Here is an 18,924-nt window from a genome sequence, read left to right as displayed (position 1 = left end):
GCAAAATTAAAAGAATAATATGACAGCAGAAGAGCTGAGCAAAATCATTGTAAAAGGAATGGAGGAAAAAAAGGCCTCCGACATCGTAGTAATGGACCTGAGAAATATAAAAAATTCTGTTTCTGATTTTTTTGTTATTTGTTCTGGCACCTCTGACACCCAAATGGAATCTATTTCAGACTCAATCGAAGAGCAGGTGATCAAAGCAGGCCAATCCCTACCCTTTAAAAAAGAAGGGAAAAATGGAAAACAATGGATCCTCATGGATTATTTCGATGTGGTAGCCCATATTTTCTTAAAAGATAAAAGACAATTTTACGGTTTGGAAGAACTCTGGGGAGATGCCAAAATGGAGCGAGTAAATTAATTTCCACAAACTTTCGCCCACGCTAACCGTTTCAACATAAGTTTATAGAATTATCAAAGATCAATGAGCGAGAACACTAAAAATAAAAGCAAGAAATTTGTCCCAAAACCACCTCAAAAGCCCGGTTTTCAACTTTGGTTAATTGTAGCGGCTGTTGCGGTTTTGATCGGACTCACATGGATTCAGCAGCGAGGGGCAACGGTAGATATCACACAAAAACGATTTGAAGACATGTATACCAACGGCGATGTAGCCAAGGTAATGATTGTCAAAAACATGGATCGTGTCGATGTCACACTCAGTCCAGCAGCTCTTTCTAAGGAAAAATACAAAGCAGAATTGGAGTCTAACTCCAATTTTTTTAATCCTAACGGACCTCATTATTCGCTTCAGGTAGCCTCTTCAGATAAATTTGCAACGGATTTTGACGCATTAGAAGAACAACGAGAATCAGATCAACGCATAGGATACTCTGTGAGCACAGAGGAAAACTGGAGCAGTTGGTTTGGAAGTTTTGGGTTCTTAATCCTCCTTTTTGTATTCTTCTGGTTTATGATGAGAAGAATGGCCGGCCCATCAGGTCCTGGAGGACAGATATTCAATGTAGGAAAGTCAAAAGCTCAACTCTTTGATGCAGAAAATAAAGTCAAAATCACATTTGACAATGTAGCAGGTCTAGATGAGGCCAAAGAAGAAATTCAAGAAATTGTTGAATTCTTAAAGAACCCATCCAAATTCACCAAACTAGGAGGAAAAATCCCGAAAGGTGCCCTATTGGTTGGCCCTCCAGGTACAGGAAAGACTCTTCTCGCCAAAGCTGTGGCAGGTGAAGCAGGGGTGCCTTTCTTTACACTTTCAGGTTCAGACTTTGTCGAGATGTTTGTTGGTGTAGGTGCAGCAAGAGTCAGAGATTTGTTTAAGCAAGCCAAAGAAAAAGCACCTTGTATCATCTTCATCGATGAAATCGACGCCATCGGGCGATCTCGTGGAAAAGGACAAATGCCAGGTTCTAACGACGAACGCGAAAACACACTTAACTCCTTGCTAGTAGAAATGGATGGTTTTGGTACGGACACAGGAGTAATCGTACTAGCAGCCACCAACAGACCGGATGTCTTGGATAGTGCGCTTTTGCGACCGGGACGATTTGATAGACAGATTTCTATTGACAAGCCAGATATAGTTGGTAGAGAGGCGATCTTCAAAGTTCACCTGAAGCCTATCAAAATCGCGGAAGATATTGATCCTAAAAAATTGGCAGCTCAAACACCAGGCTTTGCCGGAGCAGAGATCGCCAACGTATGTAATGAAGCCGCACTGATTGCAGCAAGAAGAAATAAAACTGCAGTCGATATGCAGGACTTCCAAGACGCAGTAGATCGTGTAATCGGTGGTCTTGAGAAGAAAAATAAGATTATTTCTCCTGAGGAAAAGAAAATTGTCGCTTACCATGAAGCCGGTCACGCAGTAGCAGGTTGGTTCCTTGAGCACGCAGACCCATTGGTCAAAGTCAGCATCGTCCCTAGAGGCGTGGCGGCTTTGGGCTATGCCCAGTACTTGCCCAAAGAGCAGTTTCTTTATCAAACAGAGCAGTTGATTGATGAAATGTGCATGACCTTAGGAGGGAGAGCGGCTGAGGAAATCATCTTCGGAAAAATATCCACTGGAGCCCTTTCAGATCTGGAGAGAATCACCAAGATGGCCTACTCCATGGTTTCTGTCTATGGAATGAATGAAAAGCTCGGAAACATTTCGTTCTACGAAAGTAAGAGTGACGGATATAAAATGACTAAACCTTATTCTGAAGCAACTGGTGAAATGATCGATCAGGAAGTGCATAAATTGATCGACTTTGCCTACAAGCGTACCTTGGAGCTTTTGAAAGAGAGAAAAGGAGAGTTGGAAATATTGGCCAAGGAACTTCTGGAAAAGGAAATCCTATTCCAGTCTGATTTGGAAAAATTGATCGGAAAGCGACCTTTTGAAAAGGAAACTACCTATCAAGCATTTACAAATAAGAAAGATAAAGTACTACCTGAGGCAGCAGCTGAGGTCAAGGAAGAAGTAGCAGCCGAAACAGAATCAAAAACGGAGTCTTCATCCGAGCCTGAAAAGGAAGAAGAAGTAACTCCCGCCGTGGAGTCAGAAACTAAAACGGAAAAATAAGTAAAGAAAAAGCCCTGAGTCTTCAGGGCTTTTTTATTTTTGTAGAGTCTTTGAATTCGCCGTATGACTATCTCCAGCCATAGCTTTCCCTTAAACGGAAAAAAAATATTTTTTGCCTCAGACTTTCATCTTGGCGCTCCCAATACAGAAGAAAGCAAAAAAAGAGAGCAAAAAATCATACGTTGGCTCAATCAAATTGAAGACGAAGCAGCTGCTATTCTGTTGGTTGGTGATATTTTCGATTTTTGGTTTGAATACAAAGAGGTCATCCCCAAAGGATTCATCCCATTTATTTCTAAAATCCACGACCTTAGAGCAAAGCAAATCCCCATCCTTTTTTTTACAGGAAACCATGATTTATGGATGAAGAATTACTTTACAGAGGAATTGGGCATTCCGGTATATCATCATCCCATTGAGCTTAGAGTAGAACACAAACAATTTCTTGTGGGCCATGGTGATGGATTAGGCCCGGGAGATCAGTCCTATAAATTGCTGAAAAAAGTTTTTACCAATTCGGTGGCGCAATGGGCATTCCGATGGCTGCATCCTGACCTGGGAGTCAGGCTAGCTAAGGCCTGGTCCGGAAGTAGCCGGATCACCAACCTTCAGAAGGATGAAGGTCGCTTCCTAGGAGAGGGAGAATGGCTTTGGCAGTATGCCAAGGAACTGGAAACAAGGACACATCATGATTATTATGTTTTCGGTCACCGACATCTTCCTTTGGAGCTTGCTGTAGGAGAAAATGCCACTTATTTCAACTTGGGAGAATGGGTCACACAGTTTACCTATTTGGTTTTTGATGGTGAAAAAGCCTCCTTGAAAACATTCCAAGAATGAAAAGAATTGGCATCTTAATTCTCCTTTTCAGTATCCTATTCAAGGGTTCCGCTCAAGACGTCCTACACTCCTCACCTATCGCCACGATCACGGTTTCAGATAGTGATCTTCTGTCCTTTGACACTAGGGATCAGCTTTACCTTTCCAATGCCCAAGGGGATCTTTATTTATTTGATGAAAACGGAGATCAAATCAATTATTTCTCACCTCTTCAGCAAGGCCGACTGCAGCAGCTAGAAGCAGCGTGGACTGTGACGGTCTTCACTTTCTCGGAAGATCGCCAGGAATTTCGAATTTTGGACCGCTTTCTAAACCCCGTCTCAGAGGGAAGGTATCCTTTTCCAGAGGTCAATTTGGCCAAAGCTTCTACTTTGGGCAATGCCAATATAATTTGGATCTGGGATGAATCCGACTTCAGTCTCAAAAGGATGGACTATCGCCGTAAAGCTATTCTCGATCAGCAACCCCTCAATTTGATACTCAATCAAGAACAACTTGTAGTAGTAGAACTCAGGGAGATAAAGAATCGTCTTTTTATGAATACTCGGAGTTCAGGTGTTTTTATTTTTGACAATCAAGCTAACCTATTAGAAACACTCTCCCTACCCTCTTTTGATAGAATTTGCTACTTCAAGGATAGATTACTTTGGGTAGAAGGTCAGGAGGTATGGTTCTATCATTTACCCACTGGCAAGACTGAAGTGATTCTAGATTTAAAAGGGAGAAATGCAAAAGAAATCCAATTAGGTCAAGAAAGAATGGCACTCGTTTACCCGGATAGAATTGAGCTATTTTTGATTCCCGAAGCCTTGAAAAAATTAAACTAGCAACAAAAAAAATCAATCCTAAAAAAAGCCTGATTCGGAAAATTCCAAATCAAGCTTTCGCAATTTTGATGCGAGAAATTATCCGATTTTCACTAACTCAATGTCAAAAATCAAATCTTTCCCAGCCAATTGATGGTTTGCATCTAAGGTAATTTTCTCTTCGTCCATGTTGGTGACGGTCACCGGCATAGGCTGTCCGTTACCTCCCTGAAGAGTTAATTGCATTCCGATTTCAGGCTTGATATTTTCAGGCACCTGAGTCAAAGGCACATCGATCATCATATCATCTCTACGCTCTCCATAAGCCTCGGCTGCGGGGATGGTTACTGTCTTTTTATCACCAACAACCATTCCATGAACGGCCGTGTCAAATCCTTGAATCATCTGCCCACCACCTAAGGTAAATCCTAGCGGTTCTCGCTGTACAGAAGAGTCAAATACGCTCCCGTCTTCCAATTTCCCTGTGTAGTGTACTTGTACGTTATCACCTTTTTTTGCTTGCATGATAATTATTCTTTTTTTGATTAAAGCACAAAGATACAAATTATAAGTGGGGCTTGAAAATCAGCAAACTGTCCGCTTTTTTGTTCGGTAATGATATAAAATCGTACAAATTCGGACATTTTTTTTCCTAAAGATGCCTAATTTGCCTTAAATTGGACTTGGCATAATTTTCCCAACAATGCTAGCGTAACCCTACTGTAATGGAAAATCAAGATTTAGGAAAAATCCTCATCATAGATGATAATGAAGACTTGCTCTTTGCCGCTAAAATGCTGTTAAAAAAACATGCAAAAGAAGTCATGATCGAAAAGGATCCCCGAAGAATTCCCTTTTTGATCAACAATAATAATTACGACGTGATCCTTTTGGACATGAATTTCCGTGAGGACACGACTTCCGGAAAGGAGGGCTTTTATTGGCTAAACCAAATCAAAGAAATAGACCCCAAGGCAGTAGTGATTTTAATTACAGCATTTGGGGATGTAGAAATGGCAGTTCAGGCATTAAAAGAAGGTGCCACTGATTTTATCCTCAAGCCCTGGCAAAATGAAAAACTTCTCGCCACACTTTCGGCAGCGATCAAACTTAAAGAAAGCTACAACGAGGTGGACAAGCTTCAGAAAAAGCAGAAGCAGCTACAATCTGATCTGAAAAAGCCCTACACAGATATCATCGGAAATTCCGCCTCGATGAAAAATATCTTTTCCATCATTGACAAGGTAGCTCAGACAGATGCAAATATTTTAATCCTTGGAGAAAACGGAACCGGAAAAGAGCTCATCGCTCGGGCCATTCATGAGCGCTCGCTTCGCAAAGATGAAATATTTGTGGGTGTGGATATGGGGGCTATCACCGAAACGCTTTTTGAATCAGAGCTATTTGGACATAAGCGGGGCGCTTTTACCGATGCCAAAGATGACCGAGCCGGGCGCTTTGAAATCGCAGACAAAGGGACCTTATTTCTGGATGAAATAGGAAACCTTTCCATGCCTCTTCAATCCAAACTACTCACTGTCCTCCAAAGAAGAGAAGTCACCCGAATCGGAACCAATAAGGCCATTCCGGTAGACATCAGATTAATCTGCGCTACCAATATGCATGTGCATGAAATGGTCATGGAAAACACCTTTCGTCAAGATTTGCTCTACAGGATCAATACAGTGGAGATCTTCCTTCCTCCACTGAGAGAGCGTCAGGATGATATCCCTAATTTGGCCAATCACTTTCTAAAACAATACGCTCAAAAATACAGGAAAAACTTCAAGGGCTTCCGAGCTACCGCCATGGAACTGCTACAGCGATATCCTTGGCCAGGAAACATCCGAGAGCTACAGCATGCTATTGAGCGGGCCATCATTATGGCAGAAGGCGACGAGCTTGATTCAAGAGACTTCTTCTTTCTCTCAGCCAAGCCGGCTTCAGAAAAAGCCCCTGCCAGCAATACACTCAATTTAGATGATATGGAGCGAAGCACCATTCAGCGGGCGATTGACAAAAATGGAGGCAATATTTCGAAAGCAGCTAAAGAACTTGGGTTGACAAGAGCTTCTCTTTATCGCAGATTAGAAAAATATGGATTATAAGGTTGGCTTGCTTGGACGCATCGTCCTACTAGCTGTTACACTTTTCTTTTTATCCTACACCATGCTTGATGAATGGGGAGTCTTTATGACTTCCCTTTTCATCATTTTAGTGATTTTTCAGATTATTCTTTTGGTTCGCTTTTCCGAAAGCTCCTTCAAAAAAGTCCGCACCTTTCTGGACAATATCAAACAAGACAACTACACACAGGTCTATCCTGTAAAATTTGACGGCACGGAGACAGATGACCTACACATTGAGTTTAATGCCATTCTGGCCAAACTAAAAGAAGACCAAGCCGAAAAAGAAGCCAATTATCAGTACTTCCGATCTGTCTTCAAGCACTTGAGCATAGGCCTACTGACCTATGGTGAAAATGGTGAAATCCAGATCTTTAATGTGGCTGCCAAACGAATCCTCAACGTAGATGATCTGAAAAATATCTCTGAGATCGAAAACATCAATAAAGAGCTTCACTTAGCCATTCAAAACCTGAGAACCGGAGGAAGCGAACTGATCAAAATAGCACATCCCGACGGAATCATGCAGCTCTCTGTCTATGTCATCGAGCTGCTGATGCGGGGTGAAAAATTCAAACTCGTCTCACTCCAAAATATTCAATCAGAACTGGAAGAAAAAGAGATGGAAGCTTGGCAAAATCTCGTCAAAATCCTTACCCACGAAATCATGAACTCCATTGCTCCGATTTCCTCATTGGCGGGTACGCTCAAAGGTGAAATCGAAGATAGAATGGAGCATAACGAACCCCTCAGCCCTTCTGATATGGAGGACTGCATGATGGGAATCAGCACCATCGAAAAGCGAAGCGAGGGATTGATCAGCTTTGTCTCAGATTTCAGGAGTTTGGCACATATTCCTGCACCTAAATTTACCAGTATTCGAATTTCCAGTCTTTTTGAGCAGTTGGAGGTTTTGCTTCAGCATCAAATAGAGTCCGAAAGTATCCAAGTTATCCGAGAGCTAGAACCGGAGGAGTTGATCCTCTTTGGCGATCAGACACAGATCGAGCAGGTCCTGATCAATTTGACGCAGAATGCCATTCAGGCAGTAGAAGATTCTGATAAAAAAATCATCCGATTGCGTGCCTATATCGATGAAGCCGGTAAAATCATTATCGAGGTATGTGATACCGGAAAAGGAATAGAAGAGGAAGCGCTCGGTAAAATTTTCATCCCTTTCTTTACTACTAAGAAAAAAGGCTCAGGTATCGGCCTCAGTCTGTCCAAGCAGATTATGCGCCGCCACAAAGGCAATATACAAGTCAAGTCAACTTTGGGTGAAGGGACGACTTTTAAACTTATCTTTAATGGGTAAAAACCTGTGAATCATTAAATAGCCTGAGACTAGGTCTTACCCTATTTCAAAAATAAACCTTCAACCGGTAAGTCTGCTATCTTTTCCTTTCCCAGGCTTGGGATGCCATTCAGATAGTTTTTTTCCCTTTACTTAAAAAGCTCCTCCTAGGTGGCCAATCTCGATGTTGGGGTCATCTTGAATTGCATTCCTGGAAAGACACGAATCATTTGGCTAAAGAAATTTTAACAGGAAAACGAATTCTAATGAGCAGATCCTACTTATTTTGAGTAACCATTGCCAAACACCTTCCGTTTAATGAGGAGTTATCCTTAATAATCCAATCAACCTATGAAGTATCTAATCAGCGTTCTGGTGTTGACTTTTGGAGTAATACTATTCGGATTTGCTCAAGAGCGGGAAGAAAAAAAACTTAGTATTGAAGATTTAAAAAAATTCATCCCACCACTGAAAGATCGTCTCAGCGATTTGGATTTTGGCAAAAAGGACTCTTTTTTATTGGATTCGGCAAGTGTTTTCATCCCAAAAACTCCTTTTTTGGATCGAGAAATGTCCGCTACACCCAGGCCATCCCCAACGGCTGAAATGCCCATTTACCGTTTTCCAGAAACTCAAAGCACCATGCCGATTAAGAAATTTGAGGATTCCATCCATTACACCCTTCGGATAAAGGAGTTCAAGTAGCTGGGCTTCTTTACCATGAATTCCTCCACGAAGGAGGGCAGGAAAATCCCCCTCTGTTGACCCTTCTATAACATAAAAAGACCTTTGATTCTGGATTTTCCAGAATCAAAGGTCTTACTTTTTGTTCTCGTTTCGATTCCAATAATAAACTTACTTATCCTGGGGTTTATCCCGCTGCATTTCGACCATATCCACAGGTGGTGGCGTATTGTCTCCCAACAAGTGACGAACAAAGTAATCTCCCATTTTCCAGAAGAAATACTCAGCCATTGGACCATATCCATGCCGCTGACCTGGTAAGACAACCAATTCAAATCGCTTGCCTGCTTTGATCAAAGCATCAGCCATTCGAAGGGTACCTGCGGGGTGCACATTGTTGTCTACATCTCCAGTCGATAGCATCAGGTGTCCTTTTAGATTTTTGGCCAAATCCGGATTCTTTTCGATTTGGTAGACAAAAGTAGTGTCTCCCTTTGGAGAAATACGTTCCTGTACGCCGTGATGCTTCTCTGACCACCAACGGTTATAAATGTTGTTTTCATGATTTCCCGCAGAGGAAACAGCTACTTTGAACACCTCAGGGTACACTAGCATGGCCGCAGTGGACATAAATCCACCTCCGGAGTGTCCATGAATCCCCACTTTGTTTCGATCAATGAAGGAGTGTCGATCTGCCAACTGATCCACTGCAGCTTTCTTATCTGCCAAACCATAATCTCTGAGGTTGCCGTATCCATAGTTATGATACCACTTGGATCGTGCAGGATGTCCTCCACGGTTACCCAAAGTGACAACTACAAAACCAAACTGCGCCAAACGATCTGTTCGGTCAAACGATCTTCCAAAGGCCTTATTTACTGCCTCCGTCTGAGGACCAGGGTATACGTACTGGACCAGCGGATATTTTCTGGTCGAATCAAAATCAAAGGGCTTATACATCACCCCATAGAGATCGGTGATGCCATCATCTGCCTTAAACTTGAATGGCTCAGGAAACTGATAGCCTGCGGCAAAAAGCCGGCTCAAATCTGCTGTTTCCAAATCCATCACCTTATTCCCATTTCTATCCCGAAGTACCGAAACAGGTGTAGTATTTACTCTAGAGTAGGTTTCGACAAAGAAAGAGGCATTGTCGTTGATGTCAATGTCATGATTATAATCACCGGCATTCAGCAGGCTAATGGCTCCTCCATCCATACTCACACTGTACAAATGCTCGTAATAAGGGTCTTCCTCTTTTTCTCTCCCATTGGCCACAAAATAGACTTTGCGATTGCGTTCATCCACTCGTGCTACACCACCCACATGAAAAGGTCCTGAGGTCAATTGGCGCTTCATCGTACCATCTTTACCGTATAGGTAGAGGTGACCCCAACCATCTCGCTCAGACCACCAGATCAGGTCATTACCGACCAGTTCCAGCTTGGTAAAATCAATGTAGGTATTGGATCGCTCTTCTATGACTACTTCCTTTTCATTGGTAGCTATATTCCATCTGACCACATCCACTCGCTTCAAATCTCGACTGGTAATCGCAAAATAGAACTCATTCAAATCTCCTAACCAAATAGCCGGACGAAAATCATCGTCTCGAGTATTTGCAGCTGGAGTCGTAGACCATAGAGAAATCGTCTGATCCTTGAAGGTGGAAATCGGGAGCTTATTCAACTCCATTTTCTCAAAAGAAAAATGAAGCAACTCAGTCTGAGGCTGCTCTTTTTCTCCCGGCATAGCATACTTATACGTTTCCAAAGTAGGACGCGGGTTGCGTGTATTATGAATGACCCACAGATCTTTTACTTCACGCTGATCGGTACGTGTAAGCACAAATTGCTTGGAATCTGAGCTCCAAAGAACCCCTACCCGCTTTCGGTCATCCTTTTTCTTTTCTTCCTGCACATTATCATCTCCCCGGCCTCCCCAGCCGTACTCGTAATCCTTTTCTCCATCCTCAGTCAACTGATTCTCCACGATGGTAGAATCCTTTTCATCCTTTACCGCCTTCAAAAAGTTTTCTTTATCCATCCAGTATAGGTTAAAGTTTTTGGAGTAGACCACTTTTGAAGAGTCAGGAGCAATATTAGCCCAAGAGAGCCGCTTAGGACCTTTCTCCGTTTCGATTTCAGTCAAAGTCTGCGTAGCAATATTCCAAAGAAAAGTATGCACTTTTTTCTCTAGGGAGTCTTTCGCATTTTTATTCTTTTCCTTGATTTCTTCCCAATCCGACTTGATGACATCAGCTGTACTTTTCACTTTGAAGCGGATGGTATTTTCATCATCCATCAGCTTCATGTCATCCAACTTCAAATGCTGTCCATCAAAAGGGTCTTTGACTGCCTTAGTGATTTCAGCCGCTAATTTGTCTCGATCAAATAATTCGCTTTTTGTCTTTCGGACAGGATCGACCACATACCAATTCTTACCATCACTCGTCTCATATTCGTACCAAAAACGATCAGACTTTTTCATCCAATGGGGGCTTACACTGGTCGAAAAGATCATTTTTCTTACTTTTTCTGGCGAAAATCTAGCCGCCAACTCATAATTCCCTTTGTACACCGACTCTTGTGCATTCACAATCGTCAATGCAAAAAAGAGTGTAATCACACCAATTATTCTCTGCATATTCTTAAGAGTTTATATTCAAGCATCTAAACTATAGCCCAAGTAAAAAAGAAGCTTTACCGCTCGCGTAAAAATCAAATTCTACGCAAAAAACCTTGCTTTTTAGCCCTTCGTCGGGATTTTCACATCTGCTTAACATCATCTTCACAAATGCCAAACAAAATTTGGAATTGTTAGCAAATACTTAACAAACTAAACATCAAATATTTAAATCGGCACCCTACCTTTCAACCAAAACAAATCAGGTTGAAGACACATTTCAAAACCATCATCGTCTCCGACATTCATCTCGGAACAAAGGGATCAAAATCCAAGGAAATCGTCCGTTTCCTAAAGCTGTATCACTGTGAAAACCTGATCCTCAACGGGGACATTATCGACGGCTGGCAGCTCAAAAAGTCCGGAACTTGGAAGAGAAAACATACCCGTTTTTTTAACCGAGTGATCAAAATGATCGACAATCAAAAGACAAAAGTCTTCTACCTTAGGGGAAATCATGATGATTTTTTAGATCAGATTTTACCCCTTCAAATCGGTAATCTTTCTATTCAGACTGATATGATTTATGAAAGCGCCGGAAAAAAATACTTTATCACACATGGCGATATTTTCGATAGTATTACTACCAATCTACGCTGGATAGCCTACCTAGGAGATGTGGGCTACACCTTTTTACTTTGGCTGAATCGTATCGTCAATCACTACCGTTTCAAGCGTGGACTACCCTACTTTTCGCTTTCCCAATATGTCAAGGGCAAAGTCAAATCTGCTGTCTCCTACATCGATCAATACGAAACAGAGCTGGCTAAAATGGCAAAAGCAAAAGGTTGTGATGGCATTATTTGCGGACATATTCACAAAGCCGAAAAACGAATCATCGACGGGGTGGAATACATGAACTCTGGAGACTGGGTAGAAACCATGTCGGCCTTAGCCGAGGATCATGAGGGCAACTGGCAACTGATCTATTACAATGAAATCGACTTTAAATCTATCCGGGATCTTCGGGTCAGTAGTTTCTTCGCAGGAGAAGAAAGTCCTGTAATCCCTTTAAAGCAGGTTTCTTTTGATGCCTCAGACGATGAGCTAAATCCCCCTGCTTTCCGAAAGCTATGAAATTCTTATTCATCGTACAGGGCGAAGGTCGTGGGCATTTGACCCAAGCGATTTCATTTTCTCAGCTACTTCGAGAGAAGGGGCATGAACTATCAGGGGTCCTAGTCGGAAAAAGCAAGCGCAGAGAAATACCAGCATTTTTTGAAAAGGAGATAAAAGCTCCTATCCGATTGGTGGACAGTCCCAATTTTGAATGTGATGCCTCTGATAAAAAAATTCAATTGGGCAAAACCATACGAAAAAACTGCCTGAAACTGGGTGTTTTTAGAAAAAGTCTGCAAACCATAGATCAAGTTGTAAAAGAAAGCCGGCCAGATATCATTTTAAATTTTTATGATTTACTTGGAGGACTTTATCAGCTTATATATCGCCCAAAAGCAAAATTTTGGGTTATAGGCCATCAATACATGACCAAACATCCCGATTTTTGGTTTGCACCCAACCGGCCTCTAGAGAAGTTTCTTTTTCAGCTCAATACCCATTTTACCTCTTGGGGCGCAAAGGAATATTTGGCCCTGTCCTTTTTACCTCCTTGTCACAAAAACTCAAAGGTAAGGGTAGTTCCTCCCCTACTTCGACAGGAAGTAAAAAATCTTAGAGCAAGCCCTGGAGATTTCTACCTAGCTTACATGGTAAATCCTGGCTATGGTCAGGAAGTGATCGACTATGCTAAAAACCATCCAAAAATAAAGGTTAAGGCCTATTGGGACAAAAAAGGAGCAGCGGAAACAGAACAGCCCTTACCCAACTTGACTTTTCATCGAGTCAATGACAAAGGTTTCCTCGAGGACATGGCGGCATGTCGGGGTTTGATCTGTACAGCTGGATTTGAATCAGTATGTGAGGCCATGTATCTGGGCAAACCTATCTTAGTCATCCCTGTCGCAGGTCAATACGAGCAGGCATGCAATGCGCTTGAGGTATTTCATTCCAAAATCGGAAAAACCGCATCTCACTTTGATTTTTCAAGATTGGAAATGGCTTCCTTAGAAAATGAGGACCGATCAAAAGAATTTCATAATTGGGTCAGTACTTGGGATCAAGTTTTGGAAAACTTACTTGCTGAACCAATGGATCAGGAGGCATTTTCAACAACCCAATGGAGTTTTTCTTAACCCCTTGTTTTTCTGCTGAAAAATAAAATCAACAGTCCTCCAAACCCTTTGCCGTGCGAGAAGGCATCGAAGGTGGAGATGGAGCCTTTATTTGTTTTTTCTCCTCATGATCTAATGCCAAATAGGCATTCTGAACTTTGATGAACTCTTCGAAAAAGGAAGCTCTTTTGGGTGAGTTTTCGATCAGGCTGTGCTGCAATTCATTTTTTTTGAACTCGTAGGCCAGCAGCATCTTTCGATAAATATCCAAAAGTCCAGCAGTAGTTCGGTCTTGAGTTTGGGAAGCCTCGTGAGCTGGAGGCGGTGGTGGGGGCAATTGTTGTCTTTCCTCCTCAGTAAGATCTTCTTTTAGCTTAAAATAAAATTCGTCCCCCTTTTTCAAGCGGATGTAGGGAGCAAAGGGATGAGTCGGCCTCTCTGTAAGCTTTTTATCTTCAACGCGCAAGCGAAAAAACTTCCCACCGAGATCCAAAAACTCCTCCATCAACTCCTCTTGGTCTGTTTTTGGTTTATCGATGAAGTGAACACCTGAATTGAGTTGTTGATGGTAGGCTTTTAGCTCCTTTTGATAAAGAGAAACAGGGTTCGTATTGACGGAGAAGCTTTGATTTTTGGGTTCATCGACGGGTATGGTCACTGTTCCGCGAAGCGGCTTGACTCTCAAGTCTGAATACTCTCCAAAACTATTTTCAAAAGCCTCTTCCCTATACAATTGCACTTGGTAATTCTGAGGAAAACGCTTAGATCGGGCATTGTTATGCACAAAACTGGAAAAGTAATGCACGATTTCATCTCGAGAAATCTCGTTTAATTTTGAATTGGGAATCACCTTTCCATCGAGCCAAAGTGCAAATTCTTTCTCATTTTTCCAGCTTTCAAATTGCTCAGCTGTTGGTGCCTTGGGCTCCATGGCTCCCGGTGCATCAGGAAGTCCATTTTGTAGATTTTCGGGAAGCTCATCGTACTTACTTTCCACCAGTTCTCCGTCAGGATATTTGAGGATAAATTTGGTTAGGCTGTAGTACTTAGCCTTAGTCATATTCTGAAGTAAAGATTGATAAACCAGCGTATACGACACACCTTCTAAACTATTCTTAGTTTGATTGGCTTCATTTTGAGCTATCACCTTTTCACTAAACCCATAATAAATCAACCCCAAAATCGGGATTACTGCTAGGAATTTCCAAGCCACTTGCATCGGCTTACTTCTCTTAGTCATCATCTGAATGCGTTTTTTGGTAAGGGAATAATTCAAGTTGCTGACCAAGGCAGAAGGAGTCCCAGTCTGGGCCAAGCGGATTAATTCATATTGATAGTCAGTGATTTCAGTGCGCTGAATAGCAGATCGATCGGCGATAAATTCATGATTGAGTCGGATGGCATGTCTTAACCAATAAAGTCCTGGGTGAAACCAAAATGGTATCAATAGGAGCTCCACAAAAATCAGATCCCAACTGTGTTTCTCAACCACATGGACCCGCTCATGCTCAAATACAGCATCTGATATACCCTCACGTTCGAAGCCTTCTTTTGAAACAAAAATGTATTTCAAAAAGGAATAGGGAAGGGTATCCTCTGGAAGTAGCACCAATAGCTGACCTCGATAGTTAATGTGGATGTTAGAGCGGATTTTTGATCGTAAAACCTGAAAATTTCTCAAAAAGCGAATCAAAAAGACGATTGAAACCAAAATATAAATCCCAAAACCAAGCTCAGACCAATTCCAATTAGATGAGACTTCCGATTTACTGCTGAGTCCAATTTCTGTTGGAAGATATTCTTCATTTACAGGGAAATTTCCGAGTTGGGAAAACTCTTCTTTTCCTAGTTGCAGAGGTTTGGGAGAAGAAATCTCGATTTGATTGAGTGGAATCAAAAAAGACAAAATTACCGCCGCTAATAGAAAAAAGCGATTGAAGCGATGTAAAACTTCCTGCTGTAAAAAGAGGCGATGAACCAGTAAAAACAACAACAAGCAAGCGATGGATTTGAGTAGGTATTCCATTATTTCTTATTTAATTGATCGTCAATTAAGGCTTTGAGTTGCTTCAGTTCACTTGCTGACATTTCTGTTTTTTGAGTAAAAAAAGAAGCGAATTGAGCAGGAGAATCATCAAAGAAAGTCTTGATCATACCCTTGAGCTGCTTGGAGAAATATTGCTCTTTACTTACCAAAGGGAAGTATTCTCGCATATTTTTCACGGCCTTATATCCCACAAAATTCTTTTCTTGCATCCGCTTCAAAAGGGTAGAAACCGTCGTCGGGGCAGGTTTTGGCTCTGGATACAAATCCAAAAGATCCTTCATAAAGGCTCTTTTGAGCTTCCATAAGTAATTCATTAATTCTTCCTCGGATTTAGAAAGCATGGTGAAAGTTGTTTTTATTCTCTACAAATGTAGAACACTTTTTTAATTCTACAAATGTAGAAGTGTTAAAAAACCTAATTCATTTAATTAGAGTTAATAGCCAGAATATTCTAATTTCGTCCCCTGCTCAAAAGCGAGAAAACCTATATGTCAGCCGAACAGATAAGATTAACAGAAGATAAGGAGCGAAAGAAACACTGGAAAAAATGGGGGCCGTACCTCACCGAACGTCAGTGGGGAACCGTTAGGGAAGATTACAGTCCTGATGGGGCTGCTTGGGAAAATGTCACACACGATGATGCCCGAAGCAAAGCCTACCGATGGGGAGAAGAAGGTATAGGGGGCATTTCTGATTACAAACAAAAGATCTGCATGTCTTGGGCTTTTTGGAATGGAAAAGATCCCTTTATCAAAGAGCGACTTTTTGGTCTCACCGGAAACCAAGGTAATCATGGAGAAGATGTAAAAGAGATCTACTATTATCTCGATTCTACTCCCACTCATTCCTACATGAAGATGCTTTATAAGTATCCTCAGAGTCCTTTTCCTTATGAAGAACTGATAGGAGAAAATAAAAGAAGAGGAAAGACAGACTCAGAGTATGAACTGATCGATACCGGTATATTTGATGAAGACAGGTATTTTGATGTTTTTATGGAGTATGCTAAGCATGACTCTGAGGATATCATTGGTGTAGCTACTATTCACAACCGCGGGCCAGAAGCTGCCAAAATTTGGGTGATGCCTACTATCTGGTTTAGAAAAACTTGGTTTACCGGGCACGAGCCATTTATGCCCAAACTCAGTCTCAAAAGGTCCAATCAAATCAAAGTTTTCAGTCCAAAATCAGGGAATTTCAACCTGACATTTGATGGCAATCCTGATATCCGCTTTTGTGATAATGAGACTAATAGAGAAAGACTCTATAATATCCCCAATGAGCGTCCCTATACCAAAGACGGTATTAATGATTTTATAATTCACGGCAATGACAACCGTCTCAATCCTTCATTTTATGGGACAAAAGCTGCCGCAATTTATGAACTAACCATTCCTGCAGGTGAGAGCAAAGAGGTAAAATTCAGACTTCAGCGACAAGACGAGCCCAATCCACTGAGTGTATGCAAAGATTGCCTCAATCAGCGAAAAAAGGAGGCAGACGAGTTTTACAATTTACTTCAGGAACGAGTAACTGACCCTGACCTGAGAAGCATCCAAAGGCAAGCGTACGCCGGAATGATGTGGTCCAAACAATTTTACTATTATGACGTGGAGCGATGGCTGGAGGGTGACCCTGGACGATATGTACCTCCTGTAGAGCGAAAAAAAGGTAGAAATGGTAATTGGAGACACCTCCAAAACTACGATATCATCTCTATGCCTGACAAGTGGGAATACCCTTGGTATGCGGCCTGGGATTTGGCTTTTCATTGCATCCCGATAGCTAGAATCGACCCTGAATTTGCAAAAGACCAACTACTTTTGCTTCTCAACGAATGGTACATGCACCCGAATGGGCAGATTCCGGCTTATGAGTGGAATTTCTCCGATGTCAACCCTCCGGTGCATGCATATGCGGTACAACGTGTCTATCAAATTGATAAAAAAGCAAATGATGGAGTAGGTGATCAGGAGTTTCTCGAACGCGCCATGCATAAACTGATGCTCAACTTCACCTGGTGGGTCAATCAAAAGGACTCCGACGGCAAAAATATTTTCGAAGGCGGATTCCTAGGCTTGGATAATATTTCCCTCTTTGACCGAAGCCACGCCCAATACTATCAAGGAAAGTTGGAGCAGGCAGATGCTACCTCTTGGATGGCGATGTTTTCCTTAAATATGCTGAGAATCTCATTGGATTTGTGTGAATTTAATAAGACTTATCAGTTTACCGCCACCAAATTCTTGGAGCACTTCCTATACATCGCTGGGGCGATGAATAATATTTCTTCGGAGCACATCTCACTTTGGGATGATGAGGACAACTTTTTCTATGATGTCTTTCATTTGAAAGGAAAAGAGCCCAAAAAGATGAAAGTGCGGTCTATCGTAGGTTTGATACCCATGTTTGCCGTGGAGCCCATTCGAGAAGATCTTTTTGATGAGTTGCCGGAGTTTAAGAAAAGGCTGGACTTCTTCATGCGTGAAAAGCCCAAGTTGGCGGCCTTGGTGTCGAGCTGGGCTCAGCCTGGACAAGACAAACGACGTTTATTTTCACTTCTCCGAGGACATCGAATGAAAAGCGTCCTATACAAAATGCTGGATTCCCAGGAGTTTTTAAGTGAGTTTGGAATACGATCTCTATCCAAATTTCATCTTCCCAATCCCTACACGATGAAAATCAATGGAGACACCTTTTCCATCAAATACACACCTGGAGAGTCGGATACGCGGATGTTTGGAGGCAACTCCAACTGGAGAGGGCCGATTTGGTTTCCGATCAATTATTTGATTATCGAGTCGCTTAAAAAGTTTGACTTCTACTATGGAGGAAACTTCTCCATCGAATACCCAACCGGATCAGGCAACTACATGACTATGGATTTGATCGCAAAAGAACTTTCTCTCAGGTGTATGAAGATCTTTATGAAAGATGAGCATGGTAACAGGCCAGTCTTTGGTACCAACGAGAAATTTCAAAAAGACCCGCATTTCAAGGATTACATTTTATTTTATGAATACTTCCACGGAGATAGTGGCAAGGGCCTTGGGGCTTCCCATCAGACGGGCTGGACAGGGCTTGTTTCTGAGATGATCCACAAATATTACAAAGAAAAAGAATTTGTCAATCATGCCGCTGCTCCCCTATTTAGAAGCTGATAGAGTAGAAGCCGGCTGTGATGAAGTGGGCCGAGGCTGCTTGGCTGGCCCTGTCGTCGCAGCTGCGGTCATTTTACCCACTGACTACCATAATCCATGGATCAATGATTCCAAAAAATTAAAAAAATCCAACCGAGAAGAGCTGATTGAAGAGATCAAATACAAGTCTATTGCTTGGGCCATTGGGGAGGCTTCTGTGGCCGAAATTGATCAAATCAATATTCTCAATGCTTCCTTTTTGGCGATGGAGAGGGCAATTGGGCAGCTGAAAATCCAACCTGATCATCTGCTCATTGATGGGAATCGCTGGAAATCCAATTTGGATATAGATTACACCTGTGTCATCAAGGGAGACGGAAAACTCACAAGCATTGCAGCTGCCTCTATTCTGGCAAAAGTTTACAGAGATCGGTTGATGGAGGACTTGGCTGAGGAGTTTCCGCACTATGGATGGGAGCGAAATGTAGGTTATCCTACCCCTGCACATAGACAGGGTATTCAGCAATACGGCAAAACGATTTGGCATCGATCTAGTTTTCGACTTTTGCCTAAGCAGCTAGACCTTGACCTCTAATTC

The 18,924-nt window shown here is 42.0% G+C and carries 15 protein-coding genes; 11 read left to right on the top strand and 4 right to left on the bottom strand.

Annotation, left to right across the window (positions count from 1 at the left end):
• The first annotated feature begins 19 nt into the window (after positions 1-19).
• The 4 genes from rsfS (at position 20) to BLQ57_RS08215 (ending at position 4,200) form a co-directional block, all read left to right on the top strand.
• The gene (rsfS, locus tag BLQ57_RS08230; RefSeq protein ID WP_087938868.1) at positions 20-367 is read left to right on the top strand and encodes a ribosome silencing factor; all 348 of its coding nucleotides are present in this window, start codon (positions 20-22) and stop codon (positions 365-367) included.
• A gap of 63 nt (positions 368-430) precedes the next feature.
• Positions 431-2,533: an ATP-dependent zinc metalloprotease FtsH gene (gene ftsH, locus BLQ57_RS08225; RefSeq protein ID WP_087938869.1), complete on the top strand. Its 2,103-nt coding sequence runs from the start codon at positions 431-433 to the stop codon at positions 2,531-2,533.
• A 63-nt stretch (positions 2,534-2,596) separates the two neighbouring features.
• A complete protein-coding gene (locus tag BLQ57_RS08220; RefSeq protein WP_087938870.1) occupies positions 2,597-3,373 on the top strand; it encodes a UDP-2,3-diacylglucosamine diphosphatase in 777 nt (258 codons plus the stop codon).
• Positions 3,370-4,200: a hypothetical protein gene (locus BLQ57_RS08215; RefSeq protein WP_087938871.1), complete on the top strand. Its 831-nt coding sequence runs from the start codon at positions 3,370-3,372 to the stop codon at positions 4,198-4,200. Before BLQ57_RS08220 ends, BLQ57_RS08215 begins: the two co-directional genes overlap by 4 nt.
• Before the next feature lie 78 nt (positions 4,201-4,278).
• Here BLQ57_RS08215 and BLQ57_RS08210 read toward each other — a convergent pair whose 3' ends face one another.
• Positions 4,279-4,707, bottom strand: a complete 429-nt coding sequence (locus BLQ57_RS08210) for an FKBP-type peptidyl-prolyl cis-trans isomerase (RefSeq protein ID WP_087938915.1) — start codon at positions 4,705-4,707, stop codon at positions 4,279-4,281.
• A gap of 197 nt (positions 4,708-4,904) precedes the next feature.
• Between BLQ57_RS08210 and BLQ57_RS08205 the strand changes: the two genes are divergently transcribed.
• The 3 genes from BLQ57_RS08205 to BLQ57_RS08195 all read left to right on the top strand — a co-directional run bounded on the left by BLQ57_RS08205 (position 4,905) and on the right by BLQ57_RS08195 (position 8,304).
• Positions 4,905-6,287 (top strand): sigma-54-dependent transcriptional regulator, encoded by a 1,383-nt coding sequence (locus BLQ57_RS08205; protein ID WP_087938872.1) that lies wholly within the window; start codon positions 4,905-4,907, stop codon positions 6,285-6,287.
• The gene (locus BLQ57_RS08200; RefSeq protein WP_087938873.1) at positions 6,277-7,620 is read left to right on the top strand and encodes a sensor histidine kinase; all 1,344 of its coding nucleotides are present in this window, start codon (positions 6,277-6,279) and stop codon (positions 7,618-7,620) included. The genes BLQ57_RS08205 and BLQ57_RS08200 overlap by 11 nt, the downstream gene beginning before the upstream one ends.
• A 330-nt stretch (positions 7,621-7,950) precedes the next feature.
• Positions 7,951-8,304 carry a hypothetical protein gene (locus tag BLQ57_RS08195; RefSeq protein ID WP_087938874.1) on the top strand — a complete coding sequence of 118 codons (354 nt, stop codon included), beginning with the start codon at positions 7,951-7,953 and terminating at the stop codon, positions 8,302-8,304.
• Positions 8,305-8,454: 150 nt separating this feature from the next.
• On the opposite strand, the gene BLQ57_RS08190 is transcribed toward BLQ57_RS08195, so the two are convergent.
• Positions 8,455-10,929, bottom strand: a complete 2,475-nt coding sequence (locus tag BLQ57_RS08190; protein ID WP_087938875.1) for a S9 family peptidase — start codon at positions 10,927-10,929, stop codon at positions 8,455-8,457.
• Between the two features lie 246 nt (positions 10,930-11,175).
• Here BLQ57_RS08190 and BLQ57_RS08185 point away from each other — a divergent pair, with 246 nt between their 5' ends.
• Both BLQ57_RS08185 and BLQ57_RS08180 read left to right on the top strand, forming a co-directional pair.
• Positions 11,176-12,045 carry a UDP-2,3-diacylglucosamine diphosphatase gene (locus BLQ57_RS08185; protein WP_087938876.1) on the top strand — a complete coding sequence of 290 codons (870 nt, stop codon included), beginning with the start codon at positions 11,176-11,178 and terminating at the stop codon, positions 12,043-12,045.
• Positions 12,042-13,160, top strand: a complete 1,119-nt coding sequence (locus BLQ57_RS08180) for a glycosyltransferase family protein (RefSeq protein ID WP_087938877.1) — start codon at positions 12,042-12,044, stop codon at positions 13,158-13,160. Before BLQ57_RS08185 ends, BLQ57_RS08180 begins: the two co-directional genes overlap by 4 nt.
• 28 nt (positions 13,161-13,188) lie before the next feature.
• Here BLQ57_RS08180 and BLQ57_RS08175 read toward each other — a convergent pair whose 3' ends face one another.
• Together BLQ57_RS08175 and BLQ57_RS08170 are read right to left on the bottom strand one after the other, a co-directional pair.
• The gene (locus tag BLQ57_RS08175; protein WP_087938878.1) at positions 13,189-15,165 is read right to left on the bottom strand and encodes a M56 family metallopeptidase; all 1,977 of its coding nucleotides are present in this window, start codon (positions 15,163-15,165) and stop codon (positions 13,189-13,191) included.
• A complete protein-coding gene (locus BLQ57_RS08170) occupies positions 15,165-15,527 on the bottom strand; it encodes a BlaI/MecI/CopY family transcriptional regulator (protein WP_087938879.1) in 363 nt (120 codons plus the stop codon). The genes BLQ57_RS08175 and BLQ57_RS08170 overlap by 1 nt, the downstream gene beginning before the upstream one ends.
• A 147-nt stretch (positions 15,528-15,674) precedes the next feature.
• Here BLQ57_RS08170 and BLQ57_RS08165 point away from each other — a divergent pair, with 147 nt between their 5' ends.
• Positions 15,675-18,347 (top strand): MGH1-like glycoside hydrolase domain-containing protein, encoded by a 2,673-nt coding sequence (locus BLQ57_RS08165; protein ID WP_087938880.1) that lies wholly within the window; start codon positions 15,675-15,677, stop codon positions 18,345-18,347.
• A complete protein-coding gene (locus BLQ57_RS08160; protein ID WP_087938881.1) occupies positions 18,319-18,921 on the top strand; it encodes a ribonuclease HII in 603 nt (200 codons plus the stop codon). Before BLQ57_RS08165 ends, BLQ57_RS08160 begins: the two co-directional genes overlap by 29 nt.
• Positions 18,922-18,924 lie beyond the last annotated feature (3 nt).

Origin of the sequence: Algoriphagus faecimaris (assembly GCF_900101705.1) — a bacterium.
Lineage (GTDB): Bacteria > Bacteroidota > Bacteroidia > Cytophagales > Cyclobacteriaceae > Algoriphagus > Algoriphagus faecimaris.
The sequence above is the reverse complement of the archived record's forward strand: the minus strand, read 5'-3'. Positions and strand labels throughout refer to the sequence as shown.

What these genes read in the sequence shown, in the direction of transcription:
- rsfS (WP_087938868.1), top strand. Translation starts at nt 20, where the DNA reads ATGACAGCAGAAGAGCTGAGCAAAATCATTGTAAAAGGAATGGAGGAA.
- ftsH (WP_087938869.1), top strand. Translation starts at nt 431, where the DNA reads ATGAGCGAGAACACTAAAAATAAAAGCAAGAAATTTGTCCCAAAACCA.
- BLQ57_RS08220 (WP_087938870.1), top strand. Translation starts at nt 2,597, where the DNA reads ATGACTATCTCCAGCCATAGCTTTCCCTTAAACGGAAAAAAAATATTT.
- BLQ57_RS08215 (WP_087938871.1), top strand. Translation starts at nt 3,370, where the DNA reads ATGAAAAGAATTGGCATCTTAATTCTCCTTTTCAGTATCCTATTCAAG.
- BLQ57_RS08205 (WP_087938872.1), top strand. Translation starts at nt 4,905, where the DNA reads ATGGAAAATCAAGATTTAGGAAAAATCCTCATCATAGATGATAATGAA.
- BLQ57_RS08200 (WP_087938873.1), top strand. Translation starts at nt 6,277, where the DNA reads ATGGATTATAAGGTTGGCTTGCTTGGACGCATCGTCCTACTAGCTGTT.
- BLQ57_RS08195 (WP_087938874.1), top strand. Translation starts at nt 7,951, where the DNA reads ATGAAGTATCTAATCAGCGTTCTGGTGTTGACTTTTGGAGTAATACTA.
- BLQ57_RS08190 (WP_087938875.1), bottom strand. Translation starts at nt 10,929, where the DNA reads ATGCAGAGAATAATTGGTGTGATTACACTCTTTTTTGCATTGACGATT.
- BLQ57_RS08180 (WP_087938877.1), top strand. Translation starts at nt 12,042, where the DNA reads ATGAAATTCTTATTCATCGTACAGGGCGAAGGTCGTGGGCATTTGACC.
- BLQ57_RS08175 (WP_087938878.1), bottom strand. Translation starts at nt 15,165, where the DNA reads ATGGAATACCTACTCAAATCCATCGCTTGCTTGTTGTTGTTTTTACTG.
- BLQ57_RS08170 (WP_087938879.1), bottom strand. Translation starts at nt 15,527, where the DNA reads ATGCTTTCTAAATCCGAGGAAGAATTAATGAATTACTTATGGAAGCTC.
- BLQ57_RS08165 (WP_087938880.1), top strand. Translation starts at nt 15,675, where the DNA reads ATGTCAGCCGAACAGATAAGATTAACAGAAGATAAGGAGCGAAAGAAA.
- BLQ57_RS08160 (WP_087938881.1), top strand. Translation starts at nt 18,319, where the DNA reads ATGCCGCTGCTCCCCTATTTAGAAGCTGATAGAGTAGAAGCCGGCTGT.